This is a genomic window from Accumulibacter sp., from assembly GCF_032229525.1.
Taxonomy (GTDB): domain Bacteria; phylum Pseudomonadota; class Gammaproteobacteria; order Burkholderiales; family Rhodocyclaceae; genus Accumulibacter.
The window spans coordinates 1-17,872 of record NZ_JAVTWB010000035.1 but is presented as its reverse complement, the minus strand read 5'-3'; the positions used below and the strand labels follow the sequence as shown (position 1 = coordinate 17,872).

Genomic DNA, 17,872 nt, shown 5'->3' with positions numbered 1-17,872 from the left:
CAGACCGATCGACAGCGACTGATGCCCGTACAGTTACCGGAGATGATGTCAAAGGATATTGACGGTGCCGGTTCCCGAGCGCTCGCGGCTTGCTTGCGCGGTATGTCACATGTTCCGACAGGCTTGTCGGCTATCCTCAGGCATCAGCCGTATCAATGGCCACGATTGATGCGCTTTCTTCGCCGTTTCCGCCCGCTTTTCGTCGTTCTTGCCACTTTGGTGGGGCTGGCTGGCGCCAGTGCCGGTGATCTCGCCGAGCCCAAGGCGAGCAGGGCCGTGCTGACGGTAGTCACCGACGACAACTATCCACCGTACGTGTTTCGTGATGCCGGCGGCCAATTGATCGGTTATCTGGTGGACACCTGGAGACTGTGGGAGAGAAGAACCGGAGTTCGTGTCGATTTGCGCGGCAGCGAATGGGCGATGGCAAAGCAGCGCATGGCAGACGGTCAGGCGGACGTCATCGACACCATCTTCAAGACGCCGGAGCGGGATCGCACACTCGATTTCTCACCGCCCTACGAACCGATCCCGGTTTCGATCTATACCCACGCCAGCATTGGCGGCATCGTCGATCTTGCTACCTTGCGGGGTTTCCTGATCGGTGTGAAGGCCGGCGATGCCTGTGTCGAGAAACTTGCCAGTGCCGGGATTTCCACTGTGCTACCGTTTGGCAGTTACCAGGCGCTGGTGCAGGGGGCCATCGAGGGAAAGGTGCGGGTGTTCTGTCTTGACGACCCGCCAGCGAATTACCTGCTCTATCTGAACAATGCCGGTGACCTGTTCAACAAGGCCTTTCAGTTGTACGAGGGCGAGTTTCATCGGGCAGTACGCAAAGGCGATGGGGAGACGCTGGCGCTGTTGCAGCGCGGTTTCGCCAGCGTCACTGCCGCCGAAAAGCAGACACTGCGCGATAGATGGATGGGGACCTCGCTCACTTCGTCGCCCTATGCACACTATCTCGGTTACGCGCTATTGGCCTGTCTTGCGGTTGGCACCTTGCTGCTGCTTTGGGCGATCACCCTGCGGCGCGTCGTGCGACAGCGTACCGCGCAGCTCGAAGCGACGCTCGAGGCGGTGCCAGACCTGATGTTCGAGGTTGGCCTCGACGGGCGCTGCCACGACTATCATTGCCGTCGCACCGACTTGCTGGCGGCACCGCCCGAGGCGTTCCTCGGCCAGCTGGTGCGCGATGTCCTGCCGCCCGATGCGGCGACCACCTGCCAGGCGGCTTTGCGCGAGGCGCACGAAACAGGCCACTCGTTTGGTCGGCAGTATGAACTGCTGCTGCCGACGGGACGATTGTGGTTCGAGCTGTCGGTTGCCCGAAAACAGACCAGGGTCGGCGAGATGCCGCGCTTTGTCGTTCTCTCGCGCGACATCACCGCGCGCAAGCAGGTCGAAGCGGCACTGTTGCGCCGTAGCGAACAACTGGAGCTGATGGCGGCGGCCAGCCAGGAGATCAATGGCGAGCTGGATATTCCGGTGATCTTCCGCCATCTGGTTGCCGCCGCGATGAAACTCAGCGGTGCCGAGAGCGGAGCGGCTGCCCGCGTTTGCGATGGGCAGATGGTGTTCAGTGAGTACAATACGGGCGGTGAACTGGCGCCGGTCGATTACCGCTTCTCCGCCGGCTACGGTGTGCCGGGCAGGGTCATGCAGACCAGACACTCCTACCTCTCGAACGATGCCGGCAGCGATCCTTACGTCATAGCAGAGATTCGCCGGGCGCTGGCTTTTGAGAACCTCCTGGACACGCCGATCATCAGTCGCCATGGCGAACTGCTTGGCTGTTTCGAGATCCACAACAAGCCGGGCGGCTTCGACGATGGCGATGTGCGTCTGTTGCAGGCGCTGGCGGCGAGCGCGGCGGTGGCGCTGGAAAACACCGCCTTGCTGGGCGAGCGCCGGCACGCGGAGGATGCACTGCGCGACAGCGAGTCGCTGAAGGCCTCGGTTCTCGCCAGCGCCGCCTGTGGCATCATCGCCACCGACCCGCAGGGCCTGATCACGGTCTTCAACCCGGGTGCCGAAGAGATACTTGGCTACGTCGCGGACGAAGTGGTCGGCAAGCTGACGCCGACCGTCTTCCACGAAGCTCACCAGCTCGAGGCACTGGCGGACGCGCTGAGCAAAACCCTCGGCTACCAGGTCGAAGCCGATTTCGACGCGCTGGTCGTCAAGGCGCGCATCAGCGGTGAAGCCGACGAGCGCGAAATGCTCTATGTGCGCCGGGACGGCAGCGAAGTTGCCGTTCGCCTGGCGGTGACCGTCCTGCGTGACCCGCAGGGCGTGCTAACCGGCTACCTGGGTACGTTCGTCGACATCACCGCGCAACGACAGGCATCGGCCCAGCTCGGTCTCGCTGCTCAGGTCTTCGAGCAGGGCGGCGAGGGGATCATGATTACCGATGGTGCCTGCAAGATGGTGATGGTCAATAAGGCCTTCACCCGAATTACCGGCTATCAGGAGGCCGAAGCGCTGGGGCGCAACCCCAGCATGCTCGCCTCGGGGCGGCACGATGCAGCCTTCTTCGCCAGCATGTGGGCGTCGATTGAGGCGGAGGGCTACTGGCATGGCGAGATCTGGAATCGCCGCAAGGATGGCAGTCTTTATCCGGAGTGGCTGACGCTCAGCCGCGTTGGCCGCGACGGCGTCGCGACCCACTACATCGGCACTTTCATCGACATTACCCAGCACAAGGAGGCTGAGGCCAGCGTCCAGCGTCTGGCTCATTTCGATCCGCTGACCTCGCTGCCCAATCGCACGCTGCTCCGCGAACGTGTCAGACATGATCTGAGCCGCGCGCACCGCGCGCGTGAACAGCTGGCGCTGATCTTCCTCGATCTCGATCGCTTCAAGCAGGTGAACGATTCGCTCGGTCACCGGATTGGCGACGAGCTGCTGATTCAGGTGGCACAGCGATTGCGAGCCACTGTGCGCGACGACGATACGCTTGCCCGTCTGGGCGGCGACGAATTCATCATTGTCCTGCCCAATACCGATGCCGATGGCGCCGCACACGTCGCAACCAAGCTTCTGGAAGTCACCGTCGCCCCCTATCGTGTCGAGCAGCACGAGCTGACCTGCACGGTGTCGGTGGGCATCGCCATGTACCCGGCCGACGGCGACAGCCTGGATGCGCTGTCCGTATGCGCCGACACCGCCATGTATCGCGCCAAGGAGCGCGGTCGCAACGCCTTCAGTTTCTTCACCGCCGAGATGCAGGAGCGTTCGGCGCGTACGCTGCAACTCGAGAAGGACCTGCGCCAGGCGCTGGCGCACGGTGAACTGCAGTTGTGCTATCAGCCGCAGTTCGCGCTTGAAGATCGCGGTCTGATCGGCGCCGAGGCGCTGCTGCGCTGGCAGCATCCCGAACTGGGATTGGTCGCACCGATGGACTTCATCCGCATCGCCGAGGAGTCGGGCTTGATGCTACCGATTGGCAAATGGGTGCTGCGGGAGGCGGTGCGCCAGATGCGGGCCTGGCAGGAAGCTGGCCTGGTGCCGATGACGGTGGCCGTCAATCTCTCGGCAGTGCAGTTTCGCCAGGCCAATCTGGCGCAGTTGGTGGCGCGGATTCTCGACGAGGAGAGCCTGCCGGCGCAGTATCTCGCCCTGGAATTGACCGAAAGCGTGGCCATGGATAACCCTCGGGCGGCGATCGAGATGATGGCCAGTCTGCGCGCACTGGGTGTTCGCGTCTCGATCGATGACTTCGGTACCGGCTATTCGTCGATGAGCGACCTCAAGCGCTTCCATGCGCACAAGCTCAAGATCCACCGCTCTTTCGTCGCCGCTATAGGGGCCGATCAGGATGATGAATCAATCGTCGCGGCGATCATCAGTTTGGCCCACAACCTCGGCCTGCGGACCATCGCCGAGGGTGTCGAAAGCGAGGCGCAGCTGGCATTCCTGTGCGAGAAGGGCTGCGACGAAGCACAGGGCTATCTGTTCAGCAGGCCGCTGACGGCAGGTCAGTTCGAGGCGCTGGTGCGGGAGAGCTACCTGGTGTGACCGTCAGCCGATCGGCGGGCGCGGTCAACGATTGGCTACCCACAGCAGAAGGGCGTCGAGCGCCGGCTTACCCAGTCTGGCATTCGGGTCGTTAATCAGGCCGACGACGATCCAGCGCTTGCCGCTGTTGTCCAGCACAAAGCCGGCAATCGCCCGTACGCCTTCGAGGTAGCCGGTCTTCAGGTGTGCTCGCCCGGCGGCCGAACCGTTCTTCAAGCGCTTGCGCAGCGTCCCGTCAACCCCGGCCACCGGCAGCGAGGAGATCAGTTCCGACATCACCGGGCTGCGCCAGGCGGCGCCCAGCAGCTGCGCCAGGCCTGCCGCGGAAACACGCGCGTTGCGCGACAGGCCGGAGCCGTTGTCGAGCACCAGTTCCGGCAGTTGCAGCCCGTTGGCCAGCAGCCAGCCGGCGATCTGGCGGCGCGCACCCTCGGTTGTCGCCGGTCGCTCGCTGTCGAGTGCAAGGAACAGCTGGCGGGCCATCACGTTGTTGCTGTACTTGTTGATGTCGCGCACGATCTCGCCGAGTGGCGGTGACTCCTGAACCGCCAGCACGCGGGCGCTGGCCGGCGTGCGGCCTTCGCGCACGCGGCCGCTGAAGCTGCCGCCGAGCTCTCGCCACAAGGCGCGAAACAGGCTTTCCACCTGCATATCGGCGCTCCACGGTGCCAGGTTCAGGCCTTGCTCGCCGCAGGCAGCCGGAAAACTGCCGTTGAGTTCGATGGTCAGCCCGTTGATCACCGGTCTGATCTGTTCGCGCCAGTCGCCACAGGCGCTTCGGGCCAGGCTCAGTCGATTGTCGATGCGCAAGCCTTCACTGGGGGTTTCGGCGACCACCCGGACGGCGTCGCTTGCCGTGTCTGCCTGCAGCAGCAAGCGCAGGCTCTTGAAATTCACCAGCAGGGCGTCGGGACCGGCGTTATAGGGCCTCAACGGCTGGTTATCGAACTCGCCGGGATCGTGCGTGGGCAGCGCAAAGGCGCTGCGATCGAGCACCAGGTCGCCGTTGATTGCGCTTACCCCATGGCTGCGCAGTTGGCGCAACAACAGCCAGAATTGTTCCAGAGCGAGTTTGGGATCGCCACTACCACGCAGATACAGGTTGCCGTCGACCCGGCCGTTGGCGGGGCTGGCTTCGGCAAGGATTTCGGTGCGCCAGGTATGGGCGGGTCCGAGTATCTCGAGCGCGGCGTAAGTGGTTACCAGTTTCATTGCCGAGGCCGGGTTCAGCGGTTGCCGGGCGTTGTGGCTGAGCAGCGGGGCACCGCCATCAACCGCCTGCACGACGATGCCGACCGACTGCGCCGGGATGTTTGCCTGCTGCAGGGCGTGACTGACGGCGCTGGGCAAGTCCGTCGCGCAGGCTGGCGGCAGGCCGCCGAGAACGAGCGCGAGCAGCGCCAGCATGACGGTTCTTCCAGCGTTGAGGATTGGCGCAGATCGGGTCATGGCGTCAGGGGGTGGTCAGCGGCGGCGGGCGCAGGTCGGCACAGGCGGGTTATGCGGCACAGGCCGGCGTGCGTGCTCGCCGCTACCGGTCGCGCTGACGCGGCACCGCCCGGCTGGCCGGGCTGGCTCGCGCCAGTCCTCCGGCGTGCGGCCTCGTTCAGCCGTGGTCCCAGGGTGCGGGGTGGCTGAGGAACTCGCCCAACAGCCCGTCGAGCTGACCGAGCATGAGATCGCTGCGTCCGGCCAGCCAGGCACGGACCAGTTCACTGTGCCGTCCCGGTAGTGCCTGCACGACCAGCTGCTCGGCCACCACGAGGTCGTTCATCCGGCCGAGCAGGTCGAGCAGGCCCGTCGCACTCTGCAGGTAGCGCTGCATGCTGCGCGCCGGGAACAGTGGGGCCAGGAACTCGAGCGCGTAGCGTAGCCGCTTCAGGGCGACGCGCAGGTCGTGACGGGCTTCCGGATGCGAATCCTTGGTCAGTGCCGCCAGCTCGGCGACACGTTTGGCGCGCTTTTTCAGCGAGCGAGGGGCAAAACGCGCAACTGGCGGCTTCTTGCTCTCGGGCAGGCTCAGGGTGGCGGCGGCAAACTCGAGCAGCAACTGCGAGTAGGTGGGCGATGCCAGCGCCGCCTGCGCGGCCTTGCGACAGCTGGCGAGCTGAATGGTGGACTGCTTGGCCAGCTGCTGGACATCCGGGTGATCCGGAAAGGCCTTGCTGATCGGCGGCAGGATCTCGGTGATGAAGACGTCCCAGTTGCGCGTGTCGCCGAGCTGATTGGCCAGCGTACGCCAGCGCGGGTCGAAGTTGCTGACGTAGTCCTCCGGCAGCAGCGGTTTCCAGAGTCGGATCGCCGAACGCAGGCGGCGCATCGCCACGCGCGTCTGATGAACAAAGCCCGGGTCGTTGGTCTCGCGGGCACCGCGCTCGTTGGCCTGCAGTTGCGTCAGGCAGGAAACAACCGTGCTGCGGAAGACCCCTATGCTGGTCATGCCCAACTCCAGCTGCACGCTACCGGCCTTGGTTTCGGTCAACGGCGTATTGGCAGCCAGCCGGTAGCCCCGCTCGGCCTTGCTGGGACTTTCGGGATGCAACGGCAGATCGTGTTGCAGGGCCAACGCGATGGCGAAGAGGTCGGCGACGCTTCCTTCGAGCAGTTCGAGCTCGACTTCGCAGATGGTCTCCTGACGGCCATCCGCGGTGATCGTTCCACGATCGAGTGCGACCTCGATACGCGTTCCCTCCTGCGGTGTCAGGATCCAGCAAGCACGCGTGAAGTCGGTGGTGAACACCGGTACCAGTTGCGGCGCTGCCGCTTCGAGAAAGCGGCGCAGTTTCGGATTGTCAACGTGCGAGAAATCGAACTCGCCCGCTTGGCTGGCAACCTCCCATTCATTGCGCTGTGCCAGGCCACCGGGGGCCGGGGCCTCGCTCTTGACGGTGAGCAAGCAGAGCGAGCCCTTGTGGCGGTGACGGACGGCAATCCGCTTTTTCTGAAGCTGGCGGTCGGGGGTGTCGTAGTAGGTATTGACCAGTTTCTGCCGCAGCGGTTTGCTGTCGGCCAGCAGCGGGTGTGCCGGCAGGCGGCGGGTGGCGCTTGCCGGCAGGCTCAGCTTGATCTCGGTTTCCAATGCCATTCTTGGTGTCTCCCAGTAGTGTTCTTTTAGGTGCAGCAGGTTTCAGAGATCATAGGCGCGCAATTTCTTGACGTCGGCGATATGGATTTTTCGGCCTTCAACCGTGATCAGCCCTTTTTCCGAGAGTTCATGCAGGATGCGGGAGAAGTGTTCCTGCGTCAGGTTGAGGCGCGAGGCGATGACGCCCTTGTTGGTTGGCAGGGTGACCGTAATCGATTCGCCGTCGTCGTCTGGATGATCGCGCAGCAGATAGCCGATGATCCGCCGGCGACCGGAATCGAGCGAGTACGATTCGACATCGTTCATCAACTGGTGCAGACGCATCGACAGTCCGGCAATCATCTTGCGGCCGAGCTTGGGGTCCTTGTCGAGTTCGTCGAGGATCGCTGCCTTGGCGATGTGCAGCACCAGCGAGTCGGCCAGCGCCTGCGCATAGACCATGAACGGCTTGTCGGTGAACATCACGGCTTCGGCGAAGGTTTGACCTTGCGGGACGATGTTCACCACTTTTTCGCCGCCTTGTGGCGAGGTGAATGCCAGCTTCACCTGCCCGTAGACAATCAGATAGAAGCCGGTCGGCGTGTCTCCCTTGTGGAACAGGATGTCGCCACGTGCAGCATTGATTTCCCGTGTGCCACGCGCCAGACGCGCAATTTCTTCCTTCTCGAGCTCGTTGAACAGCGGCACGTGCGCCAGCAGCGCTTCGATGTTGAGGCCGTGTTGAGCCAGGTGCATGGGCGGTTTCCGAAAATGGTTGCTCAGAAGCGGGACGCCAATATTCGCATGTGTTCCGGCATCGGGCAAGCCGGTCTCAACACCCTTGTTGCGAAGTGCTGCCTGGCTACCTGGTAATTTTCAGAGGAATGACATGCGGTTTTGCCGGCGCGGTGTCATGAGCTGTTCCGCGCGACAGGTCGTTTGGCATATTGAGTGGCCTGGCCGTATACTCACCCGATTTTTTTGCGTGAGGAAAGTGTGAATTCGCAAGCTGTGACGGTTACTTCGCCAGCGTCCGTGGCGCCGGCAATCTCTTCAGGAACGCCGGTCAGCCTGGCGCGTGCCTGGTTGTGGCTGGGCGTGATGGCGCTGATCGGTTCGGGCTTGCTCGCCGTGCTGCTGGTCTTATCGCGGACGCCCGGCATTCAGGACGTTTTTCCGCTCAAGGACATGTTCCGCGCGGCGCTGGTGGTGCACGTCGATCTGTCGGTGGCGGTGTGGTTCATGGCCTTTGCCGCTGTCATCTGGTCTGCGGTGGGTGGCGGTGGCCTGGCGTGGTTGGGCTGGAGCGGCTTCGGGTTGGCCGCGCTGGGCACCGCGCTGATGACCATCTCACCCTTCTTTCCCGGTGCCGAGCCGGTGCTCAACAACTACATCCCGGTGTTGAAGCAGCCGCTGTTCTTTGCCTCGCTGTGGATCTTCGGGGCCGGCATGAGCCTGGCGGTGATGCGTGCGCTGGTGACCACCTGGCCTGTGCGTCTGCTTGGCGAGCCGCTTCGCCTCGGTGCTTCTCTGGGCGCGCTGGCGGCCTTTCTGGCGCTGGCCGCCTTCTACTGGTCGTGGTCGCTGGTGCCCGAGGTCGAGGGAACGATCTATTACGAAGTGATGTTCTGGGGTGGTGGGCACACCCTGCAATTCCAGCACGCGTTACTGATGGTCGTCGCCTGGCTGTGGATCGCCGCCGAGCTCGGTCGTCCGTCGGCGGCGTCGCCACGGGCGGTGTCGGTGCTCTTCCTGGTTGCCGCGCTGCCGTTGCTGGCGGTGCCGGCAATCTACCTGCTGTTGCCGGTCGGCGAGCTGCCGCACGTCGAACTGTTCGCCAAGCTGATGAAGTGGGGTCATCCCTACATGGGGCCGGTGATCCTGCTCGGCGCGCTGTCCTTGTGGGGCGTGCGGACGCTGCCCGCAGCGCCGGCCAAGTCGGCCTTTGTCGCTTCGTTCACGCTGTTTGCGCTTGGCGGCGTCCTCGGCTACATGATCCAGGGGGTCAACGTCGTCATCCCGGCGCACTACCATGGCTCGACGGTCGGCGTGACGCTGGCCTTCATGGGGCTGGCCTACGTGCTGTTACCGCGCCTCGGATTCGGCTCGGCCGATGGCCGCATGGCGCTCTGGCAGCCTTACGTCTACGGCGGCGGGCAGCTGATTCACGTCCTCGGTCTGGCCTGGTCGGGCGGCTACGGCGTGCAGCGCAAGGTCGCCGGTGCCGAGCAGATGCTGACCACGCTGCCGCAGAAAATCGGCATGGGAATGATGGGCCTCGGTGGCCTGATCGCTGTCATCGGCGGCCTGATGTTCGTTGTCGTCTGCCTGAAAGCGATGGCGCGGCGGCGCGCGAAATGAAGCACGAGCGTAGGTCGTGAAGCGGGAGCGCGCGCTGCTGGTAGCGGTGCTCGCCGGCGTGCTGACCGTTGCCACGGTCGCACTGCTCGCCTACCGCGTCCTTGTCCTTGGCGGCTTGCCGCCCGGCGACACCATTCCTGCCAGCCTGCGCTCGGCACCGCAGCTGTCACCGGCAGAAGCACAGGCCGAGGTCGACGCGATCATGGCCTTGACCCTCGAAGATCTCGACGGGCGCCCGCAAGCGATGGCGCAGTGGCGCGGCAAGGTGCTGGTGGTCAATTACTGGGCCAGCTGGTGCAAACCCTGCGTCGAGGAAATGCCGGCATTCTCACGCCTGCAAAGTCGCTATGGTGCGCGGGGCGTGCAGTTTATCGGCATCGGCATCGACGAAGTCGACAACATGCGGACCTTCGTCAAATCCACACCGGTGTCGTATCCGCTGCTGGTCGGCGGCAAGGAAACCAGCCAGACGCCCGGGCTGCAGGTCAAGGCGCTGCCCTATACCGTGGTCATCGGTGGTGATGGCCGCTTCGACAGCAGTCGCCTGGGACGGCTGGACGAAGCGCGGCTGGAGCCGATCCTGGACAAACTGATCGGGCAGTGACCGCGATGAGGCGGGACGGTCGCCCGGCTGCGTGTCTTGCTCGACAAGCTCGACAAGCTCGGGAAGGCAGAAATTCTCGCCAAACCGCTGGCCGGCGGCCATGCCATTGAGGATCGCTTGTTTGCCGAGTACCTCAGGGCAGTGGAGCTGAAGCCGGTGGTGTGAACCATCACCGCATCTCCTGAACGAGCGAGCTTCAACCCGCGCAGCAATACCTGACCAAAAGGGACGAAGGCATGATCACCGGCAACATCAAGAGCCAGATCGACCAGATCTGGAACGCCTTCTGGTCGGGCGGCATCTCCAACCCGCTGGAGGTCATCGAGCAGATCACCTTCCTGCTCTTCCTGCGTCGCCTCGACGACCTGCACACGCTCGAAGAGAACAAGTCGGCGCGACTCAAGCGCCCGCTGGCGCGGCGCGTCTTCCCCGAGGGCACCGACAGCCGCGGGCGTTCGTACGAACACCTGCGCTGGTCGCACTTCAAGCACTTCGCGCCGGCCGAGATGTTCACCGTCGTCGCCGAGCACGTCTTCCCCTATCTCCGCACCCTCGGTGGCGACGGCTCGACCTACGCGCAGCACATGAAGGACGCGCGCTTCACCATTCCGACGCCGGCGCTGCTCGCCAGGGTCGTCGACCTGCTCGACGCCGTGCCGATGGAAGACCGCGATACCAAGGGCGACCTCTACGAGTACATGCTTGGCAAGATCGCCAGCGCCGGTCAGAACGGCCAGTTCCGCACGCCGCGCCACATCATCCGGCTGATGGTCGAGCTGACTGCGCCGCAGCCCCGCGACGTGATCTGCGACCCGGCCTGCGGCACCGCCGGCTTTCTCGTCACGGCCGGTGAGGTCCTGCGCGAGCGCCACCCGAACGCCTTGCACGATGCGAAGCTGCGCGAGCATTTCCATCACCACATGTTCCACGGCTTCGACTTCGACAACACCATGTTGCGCATCGGCAGCATGAACATGCTGCTGCACGGCGTCGACAACCCCGACATCCGCTACCGCGACTCGCTGGCGCAGGACCACGCCGGCGAGGAGGAGAAGTACACGCTGCTGCTGGCCAATCCGCCGTTCGCCGGCAGCCTCGACTACGAGAACACCGCCAAGGATCTGCTGCAGATCGTCAAGACCAAAAAGACCGAGCTGCTCTTTCTGGCGCTTTTCCTGCGCCTGCTCAAACCCGGCGGCCGCGCCGCGGTGATCGTCCCCGACGGTGTGCTGTTCGGTTCGAGTAAGGCGCACAAGGAACTGCGCCGGATGCTGGTCGAAGAGCAGAAACTCGACGCCGTGGTCAAGCTGCCCGGCGGCGTCTTCAAGCCCTACGCCGGCGTGTCGACGGCGATCCTGCTGTTCACCCGCACCGACTCGGGCGGCACCGACAGCGTCTGGTTCTACGAAGTCCAGGCCGACGGCTGGAGCCTCGACGACAAGCGCACGCCGCTACTGGGCGAAGAGAAGCTCGGGCCGGTGCCACGCAGCGCGCTTGCTGAAGACGAGCACGGCAGGAACAACCTGCCCGATGCGCTGGCACGCTGGGTGCAGCGCAACGGCGCCGAGCGCGAGCGCCCGCGTACCGCGCAGAGTTTTTGCGTGCCGAAGGCCGAAATCGCTGCGCAGGGTTACGATCTGTCGCTCAACCGCTACAAGGAAGTGGTGCACGAGGAGGTCGTGTACAGGGCCCCGAAGGAAATCTTGGCTGAACTGGCGACGCTCGAGGAGGAGATTCAGCGGGGGATGAAGGAGTTGGCCGGGATGCTGGGATGAGCAAGGCCCGCCTCAAAGAGGTCACCGAGTTCGTGCTCGATGGCACTCACGGCTCGCCGGTCAGAACAGAGGCTGGCGTACCAGTCCTCAGCGCTCAGAATGTGAAGGGCGGCAGACTCGACTTTGAGACTAATCGGTACACATCGGTCGCCGAGTACGACGGTTTCCGCAAGCGCCTTTCATTGGCGGTCGGAGATGTGCTGCTGACAATCGTTGGGACTATCGGTCGCGCAGCGGTTGTCGACGAAATGCGTCCGCTTGTTTTTCAACGAAGCGTGGCGGTAGTTCGCCCGAGGCACGGCTATCTTTGTCCTCGATTCCTCTATCACGTCTCCCAAAGCCGGGAGTTCCAGGACCAGTTGTCGCGCGCGTCCAATCAATCCTCACAGGCGGGGGTATACCTCGGAAAACTCAAGGCACTCGAGATCCCGCTCCCGTCATTTTCAGAGCAGCGACGGATTGCAGAGATCCTGGACAAAGCGGACGCTCTGCGGGCCAAGCGCCGCGCCGCACTCGCCCGGTTCGACACCCTCACCCAATCCATCTTCCTCGACATGTTCGGCGACCCCACTTTGAATCCAAAGGCGTGGCCGAAAGAGACCATCGGAGAGATAGCGGAACAGGTTACTGACGGAGAACACCTCACGCCACGACGAACGACGACAGGCATAAAGCTTCTCTCCGCGCGGAATGTTCGCGATGGCTATCTGGATTTTGAGAATGTTGATTACATTGGCGCCGATGAATACGAGCGCATTAGTCGAAGGTGTGATCCATCAGCGGGTGACGTGCTTATTTCCTGTTCAGGCACCATTGGCCGTGTGGCTTCTGTCGAAACGGCAGAGAAGTTTTCTTTGGTTCGTAGCGCGGCGCTGATTCGGCCGAATGCCAGCAGAGTCGGCCAGAAATTCCTTGAACACTACCTTCGCACGCCCGCGCTGAAGGCTCGCATGCTTCGTCGTGCCAACGCATCGAGTCAAGCGAATCTCTTTCAAGGGCAGATTCGGGAACTGCCGGTCTACGTTCCACCTCTTGGCCTCCAACGGGAATTCGCTTGCCAGGTTTTAGCGGTGCAAAGACTACGGTCTTGCCACCGCGCGTCCCTCAGCGAACTCGACGCGCTCTTTGCCTCCCTCCAGCACCGCGCCTTCCGCGGCGAACTGTAGCCTGCAAGTAGAAATCGCCCTGTTTTATTTTCCCGTCACATCCTAAAATAACGGCAACGCTTATTTCAGGTTCGCGCTAACGGTCATGACCGCCCCCCTCTTTCCCCGACCCTTCTCCCGCAAGGGGAGAAGGGAGATTCGTGAGTCGCGTACGCGACTTCCACAGTAATGCACCGACCGCCGCCCGGCCAGTACGTCACGCTCTCGACGGCCGACGAGCCCTATCAGGCCTTCGTCCCGGCACCGCTGCCGCCGCAGCCGCCGCTGGCGTGGACGCCGGCATTGCGGCGGCGCTTCGATGATGCGCTGGTCGCGCTCGGGCGGTTGGACGCGATCACCGCGCTGCTGCCGAATGCCGCGCTGCTGCTCTACAGCTTCGTGCGCAAGGAGGCGGTCCTGTCCTCGCAGATCGAGGGCACGCAATCCTCGCTGGCCGACCTGCTGCTGTTCGAGATCGACGAGCAGCCCGGCGTGCCGCTGGACGACGCGCACGAGGTCAGCCGCTACGTTGCGGCGCTGGAGCGCGGGCTGGCGCTGTTGCGAGGCGGCCTGCCGCTGTGCAGCCGGCTGCTCGCCGAGATGCACGCGGTGCTGCTCGACCATCCGCGCGGGCGCGGCAAGGCGCCCGGCGAGATCCGCCGCTCGGCAGTGTGGATCGGCGGTACGCGGCCGGGCAATGCCGCGTTCGTGCCGCCGCCGGTGGACGCGCTGCCCGCGTGCCTTGCCGCTTTCGAGCGCTTTCTCAACGACGACCCCGAGCCCACCTCGCCGTTACTCAAGGCGGCGCTGGCGCACGTGCAGTTCGAGACCATTCACCCCTTTCTCGACGGTAACGGTCGCATCGGGCGGCTGCTGATCGTCGTACAACTGGTCGCCGATGGCGTATTGAGCGAGCCGCTGCTCTACCCCAGCCTGTTCTTCAAGACGCACCGCGCGCTGTATTACGAGCTGCTGAACGAGGTTCGCCTGCGCGGCGACTGGGAACGCTGGCTCGATTTCTTCGCCGAGGGCGTGCAGGCCAGCGCCGCACAGGCACTGCTCACGGCGCACGCGCTGCTGGCGCTGGTGAATGAAGACCGCGATCGCATCGCGACGCTGGGCCGCGCCGCAACCTCCGCGCTGGCGGTGCACCAGGCGCTGCAGCGCCAGCCGCTGGCGACGTCGACAGCACTGGTCAAGGCCGCCGGCCTGACGGCGGCGACGGTGAACAAGTCGCTCGGCCACCTGAGCGCGCTCGGGATCGTCGCCGAACTGACGCAACGCCAGCGGGGACGCGTCTTCAGCTACCGGCGCTACGTCGAACTGCTGAACGCCGACCTGCCGCCCGCCGCGGCCTGAAACGAAAGGGCTGATACCACCGTGAGCCAGTTCTCTTTTCTCGACCGCGAATGGCCGGCGGTTTTCGACGCCGCCGCACGGGCCGAGCACGCGGTGCACACCGACCCACGCAGCACCTGCTTTTACGCCCGCCGTACGCTCGAACTGGCGGTCGCCTGGGCCTACAAGCACGACGCGACCCTGAAGCTGCCGTACCAGGACAGGATCTCGGCACTGATCCACGAGCCGAGCTTCAGGCAGACGGCGGGCGAAGCGGTATTCAGCAAGGCGCGGGTGATCGTCACACTCGGCAACCGCGCGGTCCATGGCTCGCGCACCATCCCGACGGAAGACGCGTTGGTCGCCGTGCGCGAGTTGTTTCATGTCGCTTTCTGGTTGGCACGCACCTACGGCCGTGCGGCAAGGCCGGCGCCGGGGCTGGTTTTCGATGCCGCTGCGCTGCCCAGACCCGCCGCCGCGTCGGCACCCGAATCCGTGCAAAGCGCCGAAACCCTGCAGCGCCTGGAAGCCGAACTGCACGAGCGCGACGAGAAGCTGGCCCTGCTGCTCGCCGACAGGAACGCGCTCGACGACGAGCTGACGCGGCTGCGCGCCGAAGTCGCCGCGGCGAAGCAGGCTGCGGCGGCCGAACCCGATACGCACGACTACTCGGAAGCCGAGACGCGCGACTACTTCATTGACCTGCTGCTCAAGGAGGCCGGCTGGCCACTGGATCAAGCACGGGACCGGGAGTTCGAGGTCAGCGGCATGCCCAACAGCCAGGGCAGGGGTTTTGTCGACTACGTCCTGTGGGGCGACGATGGCAAGCCGCTGGGGTTGGTTGAAGCCAAGCGCACGCGCCGCGATGCGCGCGTCGGCCAGCAACAGGCCCGGCTGTACGCCGACTGCCTGGAACGGCAATTTGGCCAGCGCCCGCTTATCTACTACTCGAATGGCTACGAGCACTGGCTCTGGGACGACAGCCACTATCCGCCGCGCGCGGTGCAGGGCTTCTGCAAGAAGCCTGAGCTGGAACTGCTGATCCAGCGGCGCAGCACCCGCCAGCCGCTGGCCTCGGCGACGATCGACGGGGCGATCGTCGAACGCTTTTACCAGAAGCGCAGCATCCGGCGCGTCGCCGAGAGCTTCGAGCGCGACCATGAGCGCAAGGCGCTGCTGGTGATGGCCACCGGCGCCGGCAAGACGCGCACGGTGATCGCGCTCTGCGACCTGCTGATGCGCAGCAACTGGGTCAAGCGCGTGCTGTTCCTCGCCGACCGCGTGGCGCTGGTCAAGCAGGCGGTGAACGCCTTCAAGCACCACCTGCCCGACGCGTCGCCGGTGAACCTGGTCAGCGACCGCTACGCCGAAGGGCGCGTTTTCGTCTCGACCTACGCGACGATGATGGGGCTGATCGACGAGCTTGCTGCGGACCGCGCCGGGCGTGGCGGGGGCGGAGGGGGCGGAGGGGGCGGAGGGGGCGGAGGGGGCGGCCAGCGCCGCTTCGGCGTCGGGCATTTCGATCTGGTGATCATTGACGAGGCGCACCGCTCGGTGTTCCAGAAGTATCGCGCGATCTTTGACTACTTCGACTCGCTGCTGGTCGGGCTGACGGCGACGCCGAAAGACGAGGTGGACCGCAATACCTACAGCCTCTTCGACCTCGAAAACGGCGTGCCGACCGATGTCTATTCGCTGGAGGAAGCGGTGCGCGACGGCTTCCTGGTGCCGCCGAAAGCGGTGTCGGTGCCACTCAGGTTCCAGCGCGACGGCATCAAGTACGCAGACCTCGCGGCGGAAGAGCAGGAGCAGTGGGACGCGCTCGAATGGGACGAAGAGGGCGTCGTTCCCAACCGGGTCGAGGCCGAGGCGGTCAACAAGTGGCTGTTCAACCGCGATACCGTCGACAAGGTCCTCGCGCACCTGATGACACGCGGCGTCAGCGTCGCCGGCGGCGACCGGCTGGGGAAGACGATCCTCTTCGCCAAGAACCAGGCGCACGCCGAATTCATTGCCGAGCGCTTCAACGCCAGTTATCCACACTTCAAGGGCGAGTTCGCGCGCGTGATCACCTTCAAGACCGAGTACGCGCAGACCCTGATCGAGCGCTTCTCGATCAAGGACAAGGCGCCGCATATCGCCATCTCGGTGGATATGCTCGACACCGGCATCGACGTCCCGGAAGTGGTGAATCTGGTCTTCTTCAAGCTGGTGCGCTCGAAGACCAAGTTCTGGCAGATGCTCGGCCGCGGTACACGCCTGTGCCCGGATCTGTTCGCCCCCGGGGAGGACAAGCAGTTCTTTTACGTCTTTGACTACTGCCAGAACCTCGAGTACTTCAGCCAGGACCCGGAGGCCACTGATGGGGCGCTCGGCGCTTCGCTGGGCAAGCGGCTGTTCACCGCGCGCCTCGAGCTGATCGGTGTGATCGACCAGCGGCTCGAAAGCAGTGAACGGGACGTCGTCAAGGAGAACCGGGCGCCCTATTGGGTACCAACAAGCGACGTCGAGGTGCGCCGGGCACTGGCCGAACTGCTGCACCGGGAAACCGCGGCGATGAATCTCGACAATTTCGTGATTCGTCCCCGCCGCCGCATCGTCGAGCAGTACGCGCGGCCGGAAGCGTGGCGGGAGCTGTCGCCGGAGGCACTCTCGCAGTTATCACACGAGGTGGCGGGCCTGCCTTCGGAGATCGACCCGGAAGGCGAGGAGGCGAAACGCTTTGACCTGCTGGTGCTCTCTCTGCAACTTGCGCTGTTGCGCGCCGAGCCGGCCTTCGCGCGGCTGCGTGATCAGATCAGAGCGATCGCCGGGCTGCTGGAGGAAAAGGCCGCGATTCCGATGGTGCGGGAGCAGATGGCGCTGATCCAGGACGTGCAGGCCGACGAGTGGTGGCAGGACGTGACGCTGCCAATGCTCGAGGGGCTGCGCCGTGGCCTGCGCGAGCTGGTCAGGTTGATCGACAAACACCGGCGCAAGCCGATCTACACCGACTTCGACGACGAGATTGGCGACGAAAAGACGGTTGTCCTGCCGGGTTTCGCCGAGGGCATGGATTACGCGAAGTTCCGTGCCAAGGCGCAGGCCTTCCTGCGCGCGCACCAAGACCATGTTGCGATCCACAAGCTGCGGATGAACAAGCCGCTGACTGCCGCCGATCTGAACGAGCTGGAACGGATGCTTGCCGAGAGCGGTGTGGGTGGGGCAGCGGAGATCGAGCGCGCCAGGAGCGAGTCACACGGGCTTGGGTTGTTCGTGCGCTCGCTGGTCGGCATGGATCGTGAAGCGGCCAAGGAGGCGCTGACTGGCTTCCTGGCCGGCAAGACGCTGGGCGCCAACCAGATCGAGTTCGTGAACCTGATCGTGAACCACTTGACCGAGCACGGCGTGATCGACGCCGCGCTGCTCTACGAGTCGCCGTTCACCGACTTCACGCCGCGCGGCCCCGAGGCGCTGTTCGATACCGGCGAGGTCGAGGAGCTGATCAGCGTGTTGAATGCCGTACGGGGCAGGGCGGCTGCCGCATGAGTTTGCGAGCAGGCCCTCGCCGGACTATTCCGTGCCCGGC

At 64.4% G+C, this 17,872-nt stretch carries 11 protein-coding genes; 8 read left to right on the top strand and 3 right to left on the bottom strand.

Annotation, left to right across the window (positions count from 1 at the left end):
- Positions 1 to 168 precede the first annotated feature (168 nt).
- Positions 169 to 4,017 (top strand): EAL domain-containing protein, encoded by a 3,849-nt coding sequence (locus RUW20_RS02540; protein WP_313950627.1) that lies wholly within the window; start codon positions 169 to 171, stop codon positions 4,015 to 4,017.
- Positions 4,018 to 4,041: 24 nt separating this feature from the next.
- On the opposite strand, the gene dacB is transcribed toward RUW20_RS02540, so the two are convergent.
- The 3 genes from dacB to RUW20_RS02525 form a co-directional block, all read right to left on the bottom strand.
- Positions 4,042 to 5,424, bottom strand: coding sequence for a D-alanyl-D-alanine carboxypeptidase/D-alanyl-D-alanine-endopeptidase (dacB, locus tag RUW20_RS02535; protein WP_313950626.1), 1,383 nt, complete (start codon positions 5,422 to 5,424; stop codon positions 4,042 to 4,044).
- Positions 5,425 to 5,623: 199 nt separating this feature from the next.
- Entirely contained in the window at positions 5,624 to 7,102 is a 1,479-nt protein-coding gene (locus RUW20_RS02530; RefSeq protein ID WP_313950625.1) for a CHAD domain-containing protein, read from the bottom strand.
- 42 nt (positions 7,103 to 7,144) lie between these two features.
- Entirely contained in the window at positions 7,145 to 7,837 is a 693-nt protein-coding gene (locus tag RUW20_RS02525; RefSeq protein WP_313950624.1) for a Crp/Fnr family transcriptional regulator, read from the bottom strand.
- 240 nt (positions 7,838 to 8,077) lie between these two features.
- On the opposite strand from RUW20_RS02525, the gene RUW20_RS02520 reads away from it, so the two are divergent.
- From RUW20_RS02520 to RUW20_RS02490, 7 genes are all read left to right on the top strand, one after another.
- Positions 8,078 to 9,442 (top strand): cbb3-type cytochrome c oxidase subunit I, encoded by a 1,365-nt coding sequence (locus tag RUW20_RS02520; protein ID WP_313950623.1) that lies wholly within the window; start codon positions 8,078 to 8,080, stop codon positions 9,440 to 9,442.
- 16 nt (positions 9,443 to 9,458) lie between these two features.
- Complete coding sequence (locus tag RUW20_RS02515; RefSeq protein ID WP_313950622.1) at positions 9,459 to 10,046, top strand: TlpA disulfide reductase family protein; 588 nt, start codon at positions 9,459 to 9,461, stop codon at positions 10,044 to 10,046.
- A gap of 36 nt (positions 10,047 to 10,082) precedes the next feature.
- Entirely contained in the window at positions 10,083 to 10,211 is a 129-nt protein-coding gene (locus RUW20_RS02510; RefSeq protein ID WP_313950621.1) for a hypothetical protein, read from the top strand.
- 71 nt (positions 10,212 to 10,282) lie between these two features.
- The gene (locus RUW20_RS02505; protein ID WP_313950620.1) at positions 10,283 to 11,821 is read left to right on the top strand and encodes a class I SAM-dependent DNA methyltransferase; all 1,539 of its coding nucleotides are present in this window, start codon (positions 10,283 to 10,285) and stop codon (positions 11,819 to 11,821) included.
- Positions 11,818 to 12,987: a restriction endonuclease subunit S gene (locus RUW20_RS02500; protein ID WP_313950619.1), complete on the top strand. Its 1,170-nt coding sequence runs from the start codon at positions 11,818 to 11,820 to the stop codon at positions 12,985 to 12,987. The genes RUW20_RS02505 and RUW20_RS02500 overlap by 4 nt, the downstream gene beginning before the upstream one ends.
- 168 nt (positions 12,988 to 13,155) lie before the next feature.
- Positions 13,156 to 14,325, top strand: a complete 1,170-nt coding sequence (locus tag RUW20_RS02495) for a Fic family protein (RefSeq protein WP_313950618.1) — start codon at positions 13,156 to 13,158, stop codon at positions 14,323 to 14,325.
- A gap of 21 nt (positions 14,326 to 14,346) precedes the next feature.
- Complete coding sequence (locus RUW20_RS02490; protein WP_313950617.1) at positions 14,347 to 17,832, top strand: DEAD/DEAH box helicase family protein; 3,486 nt, start codon at positions 14,347 to 14,349, stop codon at positions 17,830 to 17,832.
- Positions 17,833 to 17,872: the final 40 nt, after the last annotated feature.